General features: G+C 51.6%; 10 protein-coding genes. All 10 read right to left on the bottom strand.

The features are described 5' to 3' along the window. Positions 1–27 precede the first annotated feature (27 nt). Positions 28–4,518: a PA14 domain-containing protein gene (locus tag E0496_RS35680; RefSeq protein WP_161601565.1), complete on the bottom strand. Its 4,491-nt coding sequence runs from the start codon at positions 4,516–4,518 to the stop codon at positions 28–30. 77 nt (positions 4,519–4,595) lie between these two features. Next, positions 4,596–8,978, bottom strand: coding sequence for a beta-L-arabinofuranosidase domain-containing protein (locus E0496_RS25250; protein ID WP_141504528.1), 4,383 nt, complete (start codon positions 8,976–8,978; stop codon positions 4,596–4,598). 89 nt (positions 8,979–9,067) lie between these two features. Continuing rightward, complete coding sequence (locus E0496_RS25245; RefSeq protein WP_141504527.1) at positions 9,068–9,664, bottom strand: peroxiredoxin family protein; 597 nt, start codon at positions 9,662–9,664, stop codon at positions 9,068–9,070. A gap of 50 nt (positions 9,665–9,714) precedes the next feature. Continuing rightward, complete coding sequence (locus E0496_RS25240) at positions 9,715–10,722, bottom strand: S-layer homology domain-containing protein (protein WP_161601564.1); 1,008 nt, start codon at positions 10,720–10,722, stop codon at positions 9,715–9,717. A 332-nt stretch (positions 10,723–11,054) separates the two neighbouring features. Next, on the bottom strand, positions 11,055–11,327 hold the full coding sequence (locus E0496_RS25235) for a DUF6171 family protein (protein ID WP_141504525.1): 273 nt from the start codon (positions 11,325–11,327) through the stop codon (positions 11,055–11,057). 12 nt (positions 11,328–11,339) lie between these two features. Beyond that, positions 11,340–12,833 carry an alpha-N-arabinofuranosidase gene (locus E0496_RS25230; protein WP_141504524.1) on the bottom strand — a complete coding sequence of 498 codons (1,494 nt, stop codon included), beginning with the start codon at positions 12,831–12,833 and terminating at the stop codon, positions 11,340–11,342. Positions 12,834–13,133: 300 nt separating this feature from the next. Continuing rightward, positions 13,134–14,531 (bottom strand): four-carbon acid sugar kinase family protein, encoded by a 1,398-nt coding sequence (locus E0496_RS25225; protein WP_141504523.1) that lies wholly within the window; start codon positions 14,529–14,531, stop codon positions 13,134–13,136. A gap of 5 nt (positions 14,532–14,536) precedes the next feature. After that, positions 14,537–15,796: a ribulose-bisphosphate carboxylase large subunit family protein gene (locus tag E0496_RS25220; protein ID WP_141504522.1), complete on the bottom strand. Its 1,260-nt coding sequence runs from the start codon at positions 15,794–15,796 to the stop codon at positions 14,537–14,539. A 206-nt stretch (positions 15,797–16,002) separates the two neighbouring features. Further along, positions 16,003–16,695: an aspartate/glutamate racemase family protein gene (locus E0496_RS25215; RefSeq protein ID WP_141504521.1), complete on the bottom strand. Its 693-nt coding sequence runs from the start codon at positions 16,693–16,695 to the stop codon at positions 16,003–16,005. Between the two features lie 663 nt (positions 16,696–17,358). Beyond that, positions 17,359–18,560: glycoside hydrolase family protein (locus E0496_RS25210; protein ID WP_141504520.1), on the bottom strand; the 1,202-nt coding region annotated here is incomplete at its 5' end.

The raw sequence follows: 18,560 nt of genomic DNA, 5'->3' as shown, positions 1-18,560 counted from the left end.
CTGCCTGGCTCCTTTTTCATTTTACCATTAGCCTAAAATCCATCTAGCCAGCATGGCAATATCCTCGATGTCGACTTTTCCGTCGGCATTCAAATCTGATCGTTTGTATTGCAACCAATTCGGATCTGCGCTTGTTTTGCCATAGGCGGCTGCCAGAATCGCCAAATCGCCAATCGTGACCTTATGATCATTGTTGATGTCTCCAGACAATACGGTTGCTTGGAACGTAATAACCGCCTCATTCAGGTCAATAATGGCCGCACTGACTTGGGCTGCGCTTGCATTCGGGTTGACCGCAACCGCTTTGGCTTTCTCAATCGTTTGGCTTAGAGCCGCTTTTGCAGCAGCCGGATACTGGCCAGGCTGCGTACCAACAACAGAACCATTGTAGATTGCTTCCGCAGCAGCAATAGCTGTTTTCAGTGCCGATACGTCTACTTGTGCGCTAATCTGCACTTGGTGAACAGCTTCGCTTACCGTAAGCTCTTCTCCTGCGCTGTTAGCTGCTTCAATACCGCTTACCTTAATTTCGGCTGCTGCAGGAGCATCTGTGGCGCTTGCAAGGAAGCTTAGCTTCAGCCATTTTTCATTTGCTGCTGCCCCGTTTCCTTGGCCTGCTGCAATAATCCGAACCTTGCCAGGTTCGAGTACCTTTTGCTCTATAATGCCGAAACCATTCTTCAAAGAGGCTGCGCCTGACAGCGCCAGCTTATTCGGATCGAAACTGATCGTAAGCATTTGCGCATAAAGCGTTTGAAATTTTTCGTCTTTAACATTCGAATAACCTACCGTCACGTCAAAGGCTTCGCCTGCCTTCACCTGCGAGGCTCCATCGATGACAGCCGCAGGCGCCTCAGGCACAACAGGTATGACGGAAGCCGTAAATGCTGCAGCCGCGATATTTAGTTTCGATGCGGCTGCATTTACATCCGCTTGGCTCACAGCGGAATTAGCAGCTACGGTTTCGGCTGCTTTAATCGCTGCCGCATAGTCATCCTTTGCCGCTTGCGGGTACTGGCCTGGCTCTGTTCCGGCAACCGCTGCAGCTAGCTGCGCTTCTGCAGCAGCAATAGCCGTCTGCAGCGTCGTTTTATCGGCGGCTTCTACGGGTCCGACTGAGAAATAATCAAAATTCGCAATAACGGAAACCTTATCGCCCGAAGACAGGCCATAGAAGCCAACCTTCAAATTGCTTAAATTTACGGTCATCGGGTCCGCAGCCGGTTTCCAAGCCGTTCCGTCCCAATAGAACGTAGAAACGACATTGCCAACCTTTTTGATTTGCAAATAAGAGAGATCATAGCCAGGATGCTTTGCCATATTTGCCGCTTTTACATAGACGGCATTTTTTTCGTACGCGGTTTCAAGGCTTTTGCCGGTCGCACCGTCCGTATCCCATACATGGCCGAACTTCACGTAATTGTCTTCATTTTGCCATAGGAATAAGCCTGCTTGCTGATAGTTTTTGCGGACGGGAGCCTCTACTTTAGTCGTGATGACAAAATCCCCTTCCGGTGCATCCTTGAGAAAAATGTTCGGCAGGGTGTTGGAGCCTTGGAACGTTTCCCCTGCCGACGTTTCCAGGCTCAAAAATCCCGGTTTGCGCGTCAACGACCATTTGCTATTGTCGGCTTTTAGGATCGACCATGCCGCGTTTAAAGACTCGCCGTCAAACGGATCAACCGTTGAGCCTGCAGGTATGGGGTCATTTACACTTGCAAAAAATTGATTGCGCGCGCTTTGCAGCGATTTCAGTGCAGCCTGCAATTCCGCAGGCGCGGCGTTCGAATTTTGCGCTACGGCAGTTGCAGAATCAAGTGCGCTCTTGAAAGCATCGGCAACAGCCTGTGTGTAGTTGCCCGCACCGGCTCCAACTTTCGCATGCTGCAGCAAAGCATTCGCTTTGGCGATTTCGGCTAGCAAATCTTCTTGGGTCGCTGTGCCAATAAGCTGGCGATGGGCGATCGCAATTTGGGCAAAATCCATTTTCTCTACTTTGCGGTCATACGACAATAAACCATTAATCTCGTATTCCACATCGGTAATTTGCGTGTAGATGGCTGCGCTTAAGCCAGATTCCTTCATTTGCTTTAGCCTCTCGATATAGGCAATGTAAGTTGAAGTCAGCTGCTCTTTGCTGTTCATCAACTGGTAAGAGAAGACAAGCGGGCTCCATTCATGCCCCGGCACATGCAGCCCAAGACCTCCATACTCGCCAAGGACAGCTGCTCTCGTATCGCTTGGAGCTGGAGCGCCCGGATCAGGATAATGGTGAACATCCAGCAGATCGCCAGCCCCGGCATCCCACCAGCCGCTTGTGCTGTTGATCAGCCGCGTCGAATCCAGCCCCTTCACGTAGCTAGTCGCATCCCTAGTCTGCTGGCCGCCTTGGTCGAATTGTCCCCATCCTTCATTAAAGACCGTCCACACAATGATGGAGGTGACGCTGCGAAGCTGATTGACCATCTCCTTATATTCCTTCAGCCACTGGGTTTTCGTTGCCTGCGTAATATCGGATCCTTTGTTCCCTTGGCGATCCTCCAGGCTCGGCATATCCTGCCAGACAAGCACGCCCAGCTTATCTGCCCAATAGTACCAACGGGCAGGCTCCACCTTAATATGCTTGCGAATCGTGTTCATCCCGACGTTTTTTACCGTTTCAATATCAAATTTCAAGGCTTCATCCGTAGGCGCGGTATAAATGCCATCCGGCCAGAACCCTTGATCAAGCGGGCCCATCTGAAAAACAAATTCTCCATTCAATAGCGGGCGGGTCACGCCATCCACTTTGCCTAATTTAATTTCCCGCATTCCAAAATAACTGGTCACCTCATCTACAATGGTTACACCTTCCTTGAGGTAAACCTTTAAATCATAAAGAAATGGATCATCGGGCGACCATAGGCGCGCATTCGGCACAGGCACGCTAATCTCAGAGCCCACTTCTCCCGAAGCTGTGCCAACGATTTTCCCGCCCTCAAGCACGACAGCTTCAACGGATTGCCCCTGAATGCCGCTTCCGGCTGCGCTGAGCTTCAGCACATTGGCATGAATATCCGTCACCATATCCAGTTTATCAATATGGGCCTCTGCTACCGGCTCCAGCCATACTGTCTGCCAAATTCCGGAAACGGAGGTGTACCAGATCCCGCCAAGTTTTTTAACCGTTTGCTTGCCGACGGCTTGGTCAGCCCCCATATCCGTTTCGTCCAGCACGTGAACGATCAGTTCATTTTCTCCGGGGACAAGATAATCGGTAATGTCGAAGCTAAACGAGGTAAAGCCGCCTTTATGGCTGCCTGCCAGCTGTCCATTTACGTAAACGGTAGCCAAATAATCGACAGCGCCAAAATTAAGCTTCACACGCTGTCCGTTCCAATCGGACGGAACGGAGAAGCTGCGTTTATACCACATCAGATCCTCTACGCGATTAATGCCCGATAGCTTCGCTTCGGCGGCAAAAGGAACGAGAATCTTTTCCTTTAGCGTTTGGCCTACTGGCGCAGCCTCGCCTTTCCTTGCTGTTTGAAATTCCCATTCTCCATTCAAATTGATCCAATTCTCGCGCACGAGCTGCGGTCTTGGATATTCTGGCAGCACATTTTCCTTATCCACATCCTCCGCCCATGGAGACATGATTTGGTATTTCGATCCATTTACCAATGGTTTATTGAAGCTGTCAAGGACGATTCCGGCAGTCGTTACTAGCCCGCCTTTCCCGTCATAAACCATCTGCAGATTGCCTGCATCCTTCGAATACAACGCATCCTGCAGCGTTAGTGCGATAACGCGATCATCGCCTGCCTTCAGGGCTGCAGATACAATAGGCAAACTGCCCAACGAGGTGTTCAGCTTCAAATGGGTTAACAAATCTGCTGCAACGGGCTTCAGCGATTCTCCAAAACGAAGCTCGGCATGCAAACCATCCTCGAGCACTCTGCCTACCGGCGCAAAGCCATCAGGCAAATAAAATGCATGGGTCGGCACAGCTTTCTTCGATATGCTTGGGCTAGCCCAGCGGAAATGGATATTGGAGCCGCCGTTATCTTCGAAGAGCTCAAGCTTAATGCTGTATTTCTTCCCTGCAGTTAAAGAGACGGGAAGCGAAGTCTGCTCTTTGTCCCAATCCGCGACCCAGTGGTCAATCGTCAGCTTGTTGTCAATCCATAAACGGAATCCGTTATCACCGGTAATATAAAAAGTATAGTTTTCGGTGAATTCCGGCTCGATGAATCCCGTCCACCGTATGCCGACGCGATTCTCCTGCCCCGTGAACATTTTTATGGCCGGCTCCAGGTTGGAAATATCGAGATGAGGATCATAGCCGGTGCCTTTAAAGGTCTCAAATGCAAAATTCGGTCCTCCTCCTACCGTGTAGTATTCGGCCTTCAACCCGTGATACTCCGGCGCAGACTCCGCTGCTGCCGCGCGTGGCGTGAACGACATGACAGAAGACATTAAAGTAAACAACATGGATAAAGCTACAATCGTACTGAGTGCTTTCCTTCGTTTCAACATGCACAGAACCTCCAAATATTCAGGTAGAATTGAATAAATCAGGTGGAGGAAGTGATGTGCCTTCCTCCCTGGTTCGTCTAACCCGTTATCCACGCGGCAAGCAGGGCAAGATCTTCGATGTCTACGATACCGTCGCGGTTTAGATCAGCTTTGCGGTATTTCACCCAATCGGAATCGGTGCTCGTTTTGCCATAGGCGGCAGCAACGATAGCCAAATCGCCAATGCTTCGTTTATTGTCATGATTGAGATCCCCGTCTGTCGGCTTAACGACGCTTGAACGGAAGATGTCGATCGCTTCGCTGATTTGCAAGATTGCAGCGGCAATTTGGGATTGAGTCGCTTGCTTGTCATCGGCAATCAGTTTTGCTTTATTGATCGCGCTCTGCAGCTGTTGCTTGACTGAAACTGAATATTGACCAGGCAGCGTGCCCGTTATGGCTTCATCATGGATAGCCTGTGCGGCTGATATCGCCTCGATTAATGCCGTTTTATCCGTTGCTGCAGCTGCAATGTGTACAACATGCTGCGCACCGGTAATCGGCAGTTCCTGTCCCTCGCCGTTAGCCAGGCTCATTTCGGCCACAGAAATAACAGTATCCGCAGCTTTCTCGAGTACCGCGGCTTGGAAAGATAGCTTCAGCCAAGCTGCATTCGGCGTCAAAGCAACGCCTTCTCCGAAGGCTAAAATACGAATCCTCCCGGGCTCAAGCGCTTTGGGCTCAAGCAACGACAAGCCCTCGCGCAGCGATTCAGCGCCCAAGAAGCTAAGCTTGCTTGGATCAAACGTAACGGTGACATCCTGCGCGTAGACGCTTTGATACACGCTGTCTGTAACGCCTTGAACGGCTAGCGTGAACGCGGCTGCTTCGCCGCTTGCCAAGGTTGCAGTCCCCGTCCATGCCGCTGCTCGATCAACCGACGGCTCCTCTGGCTCTTCGTTTATAGCTGACAACGCAATGTAATCAAGCTCGTAGAAGCCCGGACTCGCACCGGAGCCCCGCATGAATGTAATGGTATTGGCTCCTTTCTGCAGCTCTACATTTATACTCGTTGCCATGAACCGCCCCCAATTAATCGTGCCCGCAAGCTGAACCGCTTGCTCCTCGCCCCCGTTCACGATGATTTTGGCGGTGGCAGGCTGGTAATTGCCTGTGTTCTGGCCATACCAAACGAACATCTTGTATGTCCCTGCAGCAGGAGCCTCAATCTGCTCGAAGCTGACATAGCTGTCGGCATAATCCATTCCTCCGACGTAGCTGGAACCGGAGGCATACGCGTTGTTCGTACGGGTCGTCGCTTTGAACAGCTTCGCCTGCTCTGCTTCATATTTGGCCGGTATGGCACTAGGGTCCTCCGTTGCTTCAGGGAAGTAGGTTACCCGCAGGTTTTCGGCTCCGAATGGAACCAGTGTTATTTCTTCCGTCGCTTCTGCCGAATACACGGGACCAACTGGCGGCTCCGCTGCCGAGACACCGTTAGGCGCCTTGCCCCAAGCCGGAATCCGCTTGCCCTTGGCAATCAGCTTGATTGGCGTCGTCTCTTGCAGGAACGGATTATCCGGCATCGCGGAGGTGACAACCTTAATCGACGCTTCCGGATGTTCCCGATCGATCAGCAGGCCGTAATTCCATGGCGACTTGGCATCAATGGCGTATTCTTTAAATCCAGGCGCTTTCACCTGTGGTGCCGGATTTTCCTTCTCCACCCAATTCTCCTCGATCTTGAGCGAGAACACTAATGGACCGCGCTCAATGCCAATGGAATGATTGACCCATGTCGAAGCTTTAATTTCCATCGGCAGCGTTAAGGTAACCGTATCCCCCTTCTCCCATTGCCGATCAATGGTGAAATATTGGCCCGATTTTACCGCAGCCTGCGGCTGCCCGTTAACGGTAACAACTGCGTTATCGGTCCACTCCGGAATACGAAGCTTCAATGGGAACGCCACGCTTTTGGAAGCCTTTTCGATCGTAAACCGAATTTCGTCCTCGAATGGGTAATTCGTCGTTTCCTTCACGGTTACATGCGCACCCTTAATAGTCGCCGAGACACGGCTAGGGCCGTATGCGATAACGCCAAGCCCTCCGTCAGAAGTGCCTGCCCACATATCCTTGACGAAATAAGACCAGCCCATATGCATGTTGAAGCGGCAGCATGGGAATCCGGAATAAGGCGACTGGACTGTGCCGTTCCCGTAATTCTGCTTAAAGCCATGGTCTGTCACGCCGCTCTGCACTTGGTTCGGAAGAGAATAATACTGATGTGTCTTTAGATCCTTGCTCATGGCGCCTGGGAGCGAATTGAAAGTAATTTTCTCTAGCGCGTCCCCGATCTTTGGATCGCCCGTAATCATGGCGGCGACCGCATTGCTATGTACTCGCTCTACGATGGCGCATAATTCCACGCCTTGCGTAGATGAAAGCCCGGCAAGCATCTCCGTGCCCGAGTTCATGCCTGTAATTTGATTATGCAATTGGTCAAGGTGTTGATTGCCTGCTTGAAAAGCAAGCTTATCTGCTTCGTTGTTCGAAACTTGTGAGTAAATCGCTGAGGTTTTAATCGATTGATTGACATTAACGGTATGCTGCGTGTAGAAGTTGTCGGGGTTGCTCTTAGCTGAAGTGAGGAAATTATTGTTCGTAAACACATCTGTCGTATCCGTACCTTGTGCATGAAGCTTCTCCGCTAATTGAATGAGAAACGGATCTTCTGTCCGGTTATAAAGCCACAGCACGACGTTCAGGTTGTCCCCGCTGCGCACTTGCCCCCAATCCCTTAGCGGCCGCTGATCCAGATTGTTCAGCTGGTAACGGAAGTAATTCGTAAGAAACGAAAGCACTCTCTCGTCATCGGTCGCCTCGTAATAATCCTTGAGCACGTAAAGCGCCACCATCCTCGGCCACCAGTCATTGTCGCTTGCGGGTCCGAAGAAACCGTCTTCGCGCTGGCTAGCAAGAATCCAGCTGACCCATTTCTGCGACTTGGCGATGAGATCCGGATCATCAAGCGTATAAGCGAGCGCTATCAAGCCTTTAACATAATAGACGGGGCGTTCCCAATTCGATTCCGGCGCCGTCCCGCCAAGCCATTCTGAATTCGTATTTAGCTCGCCGTACAGGTCCTCCGCGTAGCCAGTTGCCCCTTCCTTCATAAGCTCAAGCTGGGTAAGCAGCCATCCGTCTGCCTTCACCGAGCCGAGCGGCAGCGGCACAAACGGCGTTTGGGCAAGCGGGCTCTTGTTCACAACCGGCTCCTTGAACGATTCAACCGGAACGGCATAATCCGTAGCGATAAAGTTATCGAATACCGGCTGAACGTTATCCGCCCACACCCCGATGCCTCCCGACGACAGCTTCCGCTGACTGTCATCATGATATTCGAGCACAGGACTGTGCATATCGTCCAAAAATACTTTAATACCGTTCCCATAAGTAACGACCTTAAGCTGATAAGATTTGTTCGGGGTAATCGAGTCTAGCGCTTTGACCGATTTGAGCTCGGTCCGCTCCTCATTGTACCGGCTGAGCACCAGGCTGCCGTCGCCTTGCAGACCGACATAATAACCGATGGTTTGATCGTCTTTCCTGTCCGGCTGGCTGCGGAACAGGAGTCCTGCCGAGCCTGCTGCTTCTTGGAGCGATATGTCGGTCTCTACGGTGAAATCATGAAAGACGGTGTCCTTCACCAGCATGGCTTGCATCGTTCCAACATTCACCGTTGTCCCGCCTGCTTGCAGCTTCCAATTGCCTTTAACCGCCTGCCAGTTCGGCAGTGCAAGGGATACGGCTGGCGAGTCAAAGGCATCCACGAAACGTTCCACTCCTTTATCGTCGGCAATACGAACATTATCGTAGGTTGGCTTGGCTTGATACAACCTTACGCCAGCCTGCCCTTTGGTATAGGTTGTATCCGTTTGCTCCAGTACAAGAGCACCGTTCACATAGAACTTAATCTGCGAGCCGACGGCGCTAACTTTAAAGCGATACACCGTACTCGGATTAACGGGAATCGAAGCTCGCTTAAGCTCGGTCCATTTGTTATCCATTCGGCCAAGAAATACGCTCCCTGTTCCTTGAGCGGAAATGCCCGCATAATATCCCTTCACATTATCGGCACCGGGAGTCGCGCTTATTGTACGCAGAAGGAATCCAGCGTCTCCTTTTCGTTCCGGGAAGCTGATGTCCCCCTCGATGCTGCCATCCTGCAATTCGGTCTCCTTGATTAACGCCTTTGACCCTAAGCCGCTTTCCGCAGTCATGCTGCCGTTCTCCGTTGACCATGAACCGTCAACGACCTGCCATTTCTCATTAATGACCGAGCGGTTGAAATGATCTTCGAAAAACCCCGGCTCTGGCTCAGACGACGCTTCTACATGCACCGCCGGCATAAAGAGACTTGCGTACATGGAGAAAACCAGCGGTATGGCCATCCATGTTTTCAGCTTTGCGCTGAACCTCATCCCGCGTCACTCCTTCAGACTAAGTACTTGCTGTCCTGCGTTTATGCCCGTTCACGACTTCCAAATACCCGATGAAATACGCTTGCGCCTCACCTCCCTTCGGACAGCATGTTCAGCTTATTCTCGAACTCCATCGGATCAATCAGATGGAAGGTGTCTATTACCGTCCCGTCCGTATCGATAATGAATGTCGTAGGCAAAGCGTGCAGCTCATACAAATAGGAAGCCCGCTTGTTCCCGTCGAGCAAATTCGGGAAGTTCCAACCGTTTTTTTGAATAAAAGCGTTAATCTGATCCTCGTGTTTCTCTTCAGCAGATAAGTTCACGCCATAAAAATCGATCTTGTCTTGAAATTGTGCGTGAAGCTTCTGCAGCGTTGGGGCTTCAATCGTGCAAGCCTCGCACCAGCTGGCCCAAAACTGCAGAATAATCGGTTTGTTATTCGTCTCCCCGATCGTGTAGGTTTTCCCTTCTACTGATTTTAAGGTAAAGGAGGGGGCTTTCACCCCCGACTTTGCTTTTCGGTGCAGCGCTGCTTCTTGATTCGTGCTTAGCACGCTCTCGAGGGAAGATGCGTTCAATTTCTTGCCCTCGGCCACGCCGGATTCGTCCGATCGGAAGATGAGCAGCATCCCAAAGAGCGTAACGGCAATAAATGCGCCAATGATGAATACCGAGCTTTTCAATGCTTCAACTCCCCCTCCCCAAATCGCAATGCCATTCCTCTAGCACTCCTTTACTCCAAATCGATCATGGCGAGCAAAAGGGTTGCCGCTTCCGCCCTAGTCGCATTTGCTGCTGGCACAAACAGGTTTGCCCCCCTGCCCTTCATAACGCCAGCTTGAGCAGCCATGGCGACAGCTGGTTCGGCCCACACTGGAATTTGCTCACGATCGGCAAAAGTAGATTTCTCTGTTGAATCCGCAGGCCATTTCAGCGCTCTTGCTACCATAACGGCTATTTCGCTCCGATTGATCGGCTTGCTAGGACGGAAGGTTTGATCCTCGTAACCTGCAACTATACCTGCTGCTGCAGCCGTAGCTACATAACTTTCTGCCCATTTAGGGATGCTGCCTGCATCCTTGAATGTGATCCCGCCGCTATCTGTCTTCAGCTCTAGAGCTCGAACGAGCATGGTGGCAAACTCCGCGCGGGTTACCTGAGCATTGGGACGGAACGTTCCATCGCTGTAGCCGTTAATAAATCCAAGGTTTACTCCACGTTCAATAGCTGCTCTTGCCCAGTGACCAGCGATATCTTTTAACATAATTGGAGTACCCACTAGCGAAACGGTCAGCTTCACCTGAGGTTTTAACGTTTGTGGCTGAAGGCTGCTGTTCACAAGCTTCACGTCCGTCATCGTGACATCCACAGCTCCGGTTCCAATCGGCTCAAATAACAGCGTGGAAAGCGCAAGCTTTCCGTTTTCACCCGCTTTCTTGCCGATTTTTGTCGTTGCGATTACGAGCTGGTTGCCCTCCACGATGGGTGTAATCGAAAAACCCGACATCCCGCTTACTTCACTCTTGAATCTTAGCTTCGACGGATTGAAGGTAAGCTTTGCTTCAAACGCGTACATATCCGACAGCTTATCGGCCGTCAAAACAATTCGGATTTCGTGATCCGCTTTTTCCTGCTGCATGGTGAAAGTGGGAGCTTCGGCTGCAAAAACAAGCCCTGGCATTGCCATGGTAAGCAGCCCAATCATAATGCCTACAAAGATAAAACGCTTACAATTCAACATAAAATCGACCCTTTCGATGCATATTGTGGTGTTGTCGGTAAGGCAAAGCATCGAAGCAGCGCAGCACGACCCCGAATGATACAAAATGTATCATTATATTTGCCATAGTTGACGCTTCTGGCTCCGCATCGGGTTTGCCTGAAACGCCACAGGAAGCATGACATGCTTTCGATACCTTTATTTTACAAAGTTGAATTCCGAATGTATTTGCAATATCAGGCTAAAAGTTATGAATTTCCGCCGTTCCTTTGGCCTATCCGGGCATGGCACAACAAATAGACCGCTCCACCACGAATGTGGGGAACGGTCTTCCAAATAGTCATAGCTTCCGATTAGGCATGCTTCAGCCAGCGGCTGTCGCCTGGATTCGGGCATGCGCGGTCTTTATATTTGGCGGCAATGCGGACAAAGCAGCCGCATACCGCGCATGTGGTGCCATATTGAAACTTTGGACAAGCTTGGCAAGCCTTTAAGCGCTCCTCGTAGACATCATCCGGCACGCTGAGCTCGGATTTGAACATGGGCGCTGCCAAGATCCGATCGATTTGCGCGTCGGTAACGCGGTAATCATCTCGGCATCCCTTGCATTGATTATGACTGCTCATCACATGCATTCCTTATTCGGAAATCAGCTTTAGCACAGTCACCGACATAGGTGATAGCTTCGCGCTGATTGCGGAGCCTTCGACCGTAAAAGCATGATAAGCGGATGGCTTAACCGCTTCCGGCTGTTCAAACGTATTATGAGCATCTTTGATCGAAGCCGTCAGCTCCGTACCCGATACCGTAATGCCTGCTCCAGTTAAGCCGCGCAGATCAATCTCCACATCAGCAGCCGAATGGTTATCCAGATTGCATAAGCTGATGTGAATATGCCCTTCGGCATCCTTGGAGGCGGAGACCGATACCTGAGGAATCTTCTGGTCATTGTGTGCATAATCTTGGCTGTCGATAGAGGTAGTCAGCAAAGTTGCATCCTGATGAACCTTATACATATCAAATACATGATACGTAGGGGTCAGCACCATTTTCTCCCCTTCCGTCAAAATGACGGACTGCAGCACGTTAATTACCTGAGCGATGTTAGCCATTTGTACACGGTCGCAATGGTCATGAAAAATGTTAAGCGTAACGCCTGCAACGAGCGCGTCGCGAATCGTGTTTTGCTGATAAAGGAAGCCCGGGTTCGTTCCCGGCTCGACATCGAACCAAGTGCCCCACTCGTCGACGATCAGCCCAATGCGCTTGCTCGGATCATAACGGTCCATAATTGTAGAATGCTTCTCGATCAGCTCGTCCATCCAGAGCGCTTTCTTAAGCGTACTGTACCACTCATCCTCGGAGAAGCCCGTAGCTGCGCCCTTCTCTGACCAAGAATCGCCTGGAATCGTATAGTAGTGCAGAGAGATCGAATCCATCATGCCATGTGCTTCTCTCATAACCGTGTCCATCCAGCGGTAATCGTCGACGTTGGGACCGCAAGCGATTTTGTGAATTTTATTGTCGCCGTAATTGCGCACATAGGTTTGGTATCTACGATAGAGATCCGCATAATATTCAGGGCGCATATTGCCTCCGCAGCCCCAGTTCTCGTTTCCTACGCCAAAATATTTCACGTTCCACGGCTTTTCCCGGCCATTCTCCTGGCGCAGCTCAGCCATCGGCGAAACGCCTTCGAACGTCATGTACTCCACCCATTCCGCCATCTCCTGAACGGTACCGCTTCCCACATTGCCTGAGATATAAGGCTCGCACTCCAGCATTTCGCAAAGCATCAGAAACTCATGGGTTCCGAAATGATTGTTCTCCACGACGCCGCCCCAGTGCGTATTGATCATCCGCTTGCGTGACTCGCGCGAACCGATGCCATCCTTCCAGTGATACTCATCGGCAAAACAGCCGCCTGGCCAGCGCAGAACCGGAATTTTTAGCTGTTTAAGCGCCGCTACGATATCATTGCGAATTCCATTCGTGTTTGGGATCGGGGAATCCTCGCCTACCCAAATGCCTTCATAAATGCATCGACCCAAATGTTCGGAAAAATGCCCATAAATATTGCGGTTAATTGTGCCTGCCGCCAGATCGGCGTTGATCGTAACCCGGTTTGCCAAATGAATCGCCTCACTTTTGTATGTTTAGGTAACTTGAAATCGATAAACAATTAAATTAATATAAATATTAATCCTTAAATATATATATTAATTCTATACAAATCATAATGGCAGCGGCTTCATTTTGCAACCCTTATTTTAGGTAACGGTATGAATGAACTAAAGTTTCCCGTTTTTGTCACTGCGCGAGTAGATCAATCTTTAGTAGATCTATAACGTCTTATATTTTTAACAAAAAAAATTGCCTATCCTTAGGATAGACAATAGTATGATTAGGAAAAATCGTGTTCGCGGGTAGGACTAATTCGCAGATACGCTTCCCTTTTTGACCTGATTGAAAAAATCCTTGCCCCCGATCTGGCCGCCCTTCAACACGAGCTCCAGCCCGTCCAGGCAAGGGTCCTGTGACGATGCTCTGCACAGTGGCGCCCCTGGCACGATTGCAGCCATACATTCCAGTGCATAGATGCCCAGCTCTCTCGTCAAGTAACCCGATGTATCGCCGCCAGCAATAACAATTCGTTTCAGCTTTGTGTCTATAATCAGTGACTTCGCGATAGAGCCCAGAATTAATCCCAGCAGCCTGCTGCTGTCCTCGGAGTGATAGCCGCAAGCATCCAACGCCCTGCGAAAAGCTCCTATGGCGGGATCAGCTGCGCCTGACGCCGTATAAAGCAGTACGCTTTTTCCATCCTCCAGCAAATCCATTGCTTCCTTCAACAGCTGTACGCGAGCTTGTTCTGCCCGCTCTGGATGAATGAGGTCGGCAGCCGGCACTCGGAGCAACGCAAATCCCGCTTCACCGGCATGAGCAATTTGCTGCTCTGTGACAGGCGAGCAGCTGCCCGATAGAACGAGCAATCGCGATACGGGAGGAGCATCAACAATTAGCTCCGGTTTTTGCTGCAGCATGCCTTGCGCCTTCCAGGTTGCGCCAAGCGCGTATTCTATGCCCGACGAGCCGATCACGAACCTGCTTTTATTCCGCTGAGCTCCCTCCCAAATTAACCGCCCGGCCATCTCCAGCCGTTCCTCATCCAGTACATCAAATAACACTAGGTCCGGCTGTTCCTTCTCCACCAGGCACTTTAACCGCTCCTGTACCTGTTCCCTTGTTCCATCCTGAGACAAAATGTCCATCAACGCCGTTTTCAAACCGCCTTGCTCCGCCAGATGCCTGCGTAAATCAGCTTCTTTCATGGGTGTGACGGGATGGCAGGACATCGTCGGATGGCGATCGAGACGATAGATTTCTTCGCCTGCTGCGGCAAAATGGTTGCCAAATAAGGTATATCTTCCGAGAATCGGTACGCCAACGAGAATCGGCACATATTCGCCACCAAATACGGAACGTCCGATTTCAGCTGCTTTGCCAATATTGCCAGTCGTTGGCGAGGAATCGAAGGTCGAACATACTTTGTAATGCACGACCGATGCTTCCGCTTGCTTGAACCGCTCAAAGATCGGACGAAGCTCTTTTTCCGCTTCAACTGGCGAGAGCGCACGGCCTACGCCAGCAATTCCAAATGCTTCTATCCCAGCAAATCGACCTTGCAGCACTTCCTCATCTGGCAGATCAAGAAACAAAACCGTCCTTACACCTGAGCGAAACAGGGATTCCAGCACATCCGTCGAGCCCGTGAAGTCGTCCCCATAATAACAGAGCAGCCTTGGAGGCTTCGATTCAGCTATCGGCATCGCGCTCACCCCTTCCCGTATTTGTCGATGGCACGATGAAGCGCCGGATGCTGCTTCGCATACGCTTCCAGTTCAATGCCTTGGACCGCTGCCTCCCAGCCCTGCTGCATGCTTTTGAAGCCCGCGCCTGCTCCGTCCGGATGCGCCAAAATGCCGCCGCCCGCCAAATGCATCACGTCAACCGTCGCCGTAGCCTCATAAGTGGCCGGTGCCATGCCCGCCCACTGGCCGGAAGAGACAACCGGCATCGTTGCATAACCGTCATACATCGGTTTCAAGCAGGCTTGAACCGAACGAACCACCGACTCATTGCTCTCGTAAAACTTGCTGTTCAGGCCATTCACATGGAGATGGTCCGCGCCTGCCAGCCGGCACAGCTTCTGATAAGCCGAAAACTCAAAGCCTAGTCCCGGAGAGCGCGTCATCATGCCCCATTGGTTCCGATGCCCATGGATCGGCACCTCGCTATAGCGGTTCAAGTGGGCAAGGCCCGCTAGTCCAACGCTCATGATACTCACCATGACGCAGTTGCCTCCCGCCTTCACGACCAGCTCGTGATTCCGCTCCATTTCTTCGATATCGCCCGTAATATTGAACGCGTACATGATCCGCTTGCCTGTAACGTCAGCAGCTTTGTCCACCGCCTCCATCACTGCCTTCACCCTTGCCTCCAACGGGGCATAAGGTGCGTTCGCGTTTAATTCATCATCCTTGATAAAATCAAGTCCCGCCGCCGACACATTCAAAATCATCCGCTGCAAGTCCTTCAAATCAAGGCCGATGCTTGGCTTAACAATTGTGCCTATGATCGGGCGGTCATAGACCCCCGTCAGCCTGCGCGTACCATCGATTCCAAACTTCGGTCCGGGATAACGAGCTGCGAAAGCTTCTGGCAGCTCCAGATCAACCAGCCGAAGACCCGACAGCTCCTGCAGCTCGAACAAATTGCCCGCAATCGCCGACATCAAGTTCGGAATCGAAGGCCCAAAGTTATGCAGCGGAAAAGAGACGGCTACCAAGCCCCGCCGATATTTTCCATCATGGCCCGCTGGCGTCTTTGCTCCCGGCAGCGTCGGTGCACTGACCGACTCCAGTTCAACGATCTTCTCGATTCGCGCACCGAATCGCTCCTTTAGCGCATCCGTCTCGCCCGGCACCGCGGTGAACGTCCCGGTCGACTGCTCGCCCGCAATGACCTCTGCCGCTCTCTCCAGCGAATAAGGCGTCTCCACCTGGTACACCGCGACTACTCTCTCTTCGCTCAAATAACTGACCTCCCGTAATGTAATCATCGATTTAAACCTGAGATAAAAGCAGCTTAACGTCGTATTCTCTAAACTTTGTCATCGCTTAGTCAAACTATTGTTTTCTCAGACGGTTCACTAATTAGATCCATTAAATTGCTCTCTAAGGTGCCACATTGATCAGTTCCTCTAAATTTTTCTCTAAGATGCTTCACTGATCAGTAGTTTTAAGTAGCTGGCTGTTCTCCAAGCTTCTGCGCGTCCAGCTGCGCCAATATCGCTTTTACCTGCTCAACGCCAAGCCTCGGGCTTGATAGTACCGGCTTGCCAGTCGCTTCGCGAAGGGCAGCCTCCATCCGGGCCATTGACCCTTGCGCCAGCACCAGCACATCTGCAGCCTCGCACACCTTTTTTGCTGTTTCCAGCAAAATCCGGTCATGCTCTTCAGGTTTGCCTCCAACCAAAGCGTCAAATGCTCCTGCAGCTAACCCGCTAATTAAAGTCACTTCTTTTCCCGCGAGGCCTGCCTGCTTCGAGATCAGACGAAGCGTCGGCTCCAGCGTAGAAGGCAGCGTCGCTAATACTGCGATTCGATCATACTCAGCCACCGCTTTGACCGCCATCGCTTCATCGATTTTAACGATCGGAATGCCAAGCTTTCCGCGTGCCTCATCCGCCACCTCGCCTACTGATGAACATGTGTTGAAAATCACATCAGCACCCAGCTCTTCCCCGTTCACATAATATTGGGTCAGCCGTTTCGTCACGCCCGCCGGAATATGTCCCGCTTTAACAACATCGCCAATTAGGCTGTCATCCACAATATTAACCAGCCTCACGTCTGGCAGCAGCTCCTGAAACACTGCTTTAAGCGGATCAGCCAGCCCCTGCCCCGTATACACCGCAACAACCGTCCTCACATGAATTCCTCCTCTTTCCGATACGTTAACAAACTAATAAATAAAGCCAACTCTCAAACTCGTTTTGCCATGCTCTGTCACAACATACCTAGTTATTCCGTGTTATTTGGCTTTACCTAGCTGCTATGAGCTGTTCCGCACTTATGATCGAACCTTGCTGACTTTGAACCCTAACTAAGAGGCTACCCTGATCAACTTTTTCACGCTAACCAGCCTCCGAGCTATCCTAATCAACGTTTCTCACGCTAACCAACTTTCGAGCTATACTAATCTGATTCAAGCTTCTCGCTTATACTACTCTCAAAGCCATTCTAGTCAACCTCACTCGCTCAACCTACCTCCGAGCTATCCTGCACTTTTGCAGGAACTTTGCCCAATTTGACCCATCTGTCGGAGCTATCCTGCACATTCGCATTAGATTCGCTTGTTCTACACTCAATTGACCCGAAAATAGCTTCTATATTGTACGGAGTGCAGGATAGCACTCTCTCAACACTCAAAATGAGCTTCTATCCTGCACCAGTACACCATAGCCAATACCTTCCTCCAAGTATCAGTCTCTCTCTAGAACGATTAGTTGCTCCGAGTTAGTTGGCATTACCTAGCTATTTTGTGCTACTACCCTCGCCAGAGTATCGCATCAACCTCAAACCTAACCGCTCCCTACCACACTAGCTCCTGCTCCAAACGCCGATACTCGCCCTCGCGAAGCGGAGCCTGCTCGTAAACCTTGCGGCCGCTGTAGAACGGATGGCTCGTGCCCTGCGGCGTGATCCCGATCACGTCGTCGCCCTGCCACTCCGTTTCGAATTGCTCGCCGATCGCCGTCTCGATCGTTTTGCGCTTGGACAGCGGGAACTCGATCGTTATCGTCTCGCCAGCCTCCACTGCGCCCAGCAGCAAGAAGCACTCGTTCACCCAGCGGCTCGGCTCGCTGCCTTTGCCGGCAGCAATCGTCTCTCCGCCCCGCTCACGCTTGAACGTCACCTTCGCATAACCTGCCCACTCCGGAATCCGCACCTGCAGCCGCTGAATATCCTTGTGAATATGAAGCACCAGCTTGCCCTCATGCGGCAGGTAGCTGTCTACATCCAGCCAAGCTGAGCCGCGGTTAAGCAGGAAGTTTACGCTGACGGTGCCTTTCTTCTCTGTCACCGTATTGCTCCAGCCCATATACAAGCCGCGTGTGCCTGAGCCCAAGCAGCAAATTTGCAAGTCATTCGTGTGGCCGCGCCCGTGATTCACGTTGCAGCAGAAATCATTCGGCGCGGAATATCCTGCGAACGCACCGCGCGTCCGCTGCGCAATATTTTCGTACGTAATGCGCCCAGGCACATCCATCGAACGGTCATCCGTCTCCTTCACCCAGTCCATCTCCAGCAGCTGCGATTCTGCGAGATGGTTGCGGATGTAGCGTTCCACGACGCCCCAATATTTCGTGTAGCCGCTCTGCGCGAGCGTAATGCCTGTGGCGATGAGATCGACAAGCGAGCAGGTTTCATGCTCGTACGCCTGCTCCTTCATATCGCCTGGCGTCCAGCCGAACGCCGTACACTGCGTCACCGCCCAGGCGTAGCTTTTCTCCACGAACGCGATAAGCGCGGCATCGCCCGTAAATACGCCAAAGCGTGCCAGCGCGTCGAGCGTGCCGAGACGCGTATGGAAATGTCCGCTGCGGTAAGCAAGCGCATCGTTAAAGCTGCCGTCCGGGTTGAACACGCCGCTGCGCTGCACAATCAAGGCGGTGAAAAACTGGCAAAGCTCAAACGCATCCGCATTGCCCGTCAGCTCGTGGTATTTCAGCAGCGGCATAACGAGCCTGCCGCAGAAGGCTGCCGGGTCCGGAGCGAGCCGGAGCAATATCG

This window comes from Paenibacillus luteus, assembly GCF_006542765.1.
GTDB classification, from domain to species: Bacteria; Bacillota; Bacilli; order Paenibacillales; family Paenibacillaceae; genus Pristimantibacillus; species Pristimantibacillus luteus.
The sequence above is the reverse complement of the archived record's forward strand: the minus strand, read 5'-3'. Positions and strand labels throughout refer to the sequence as shown.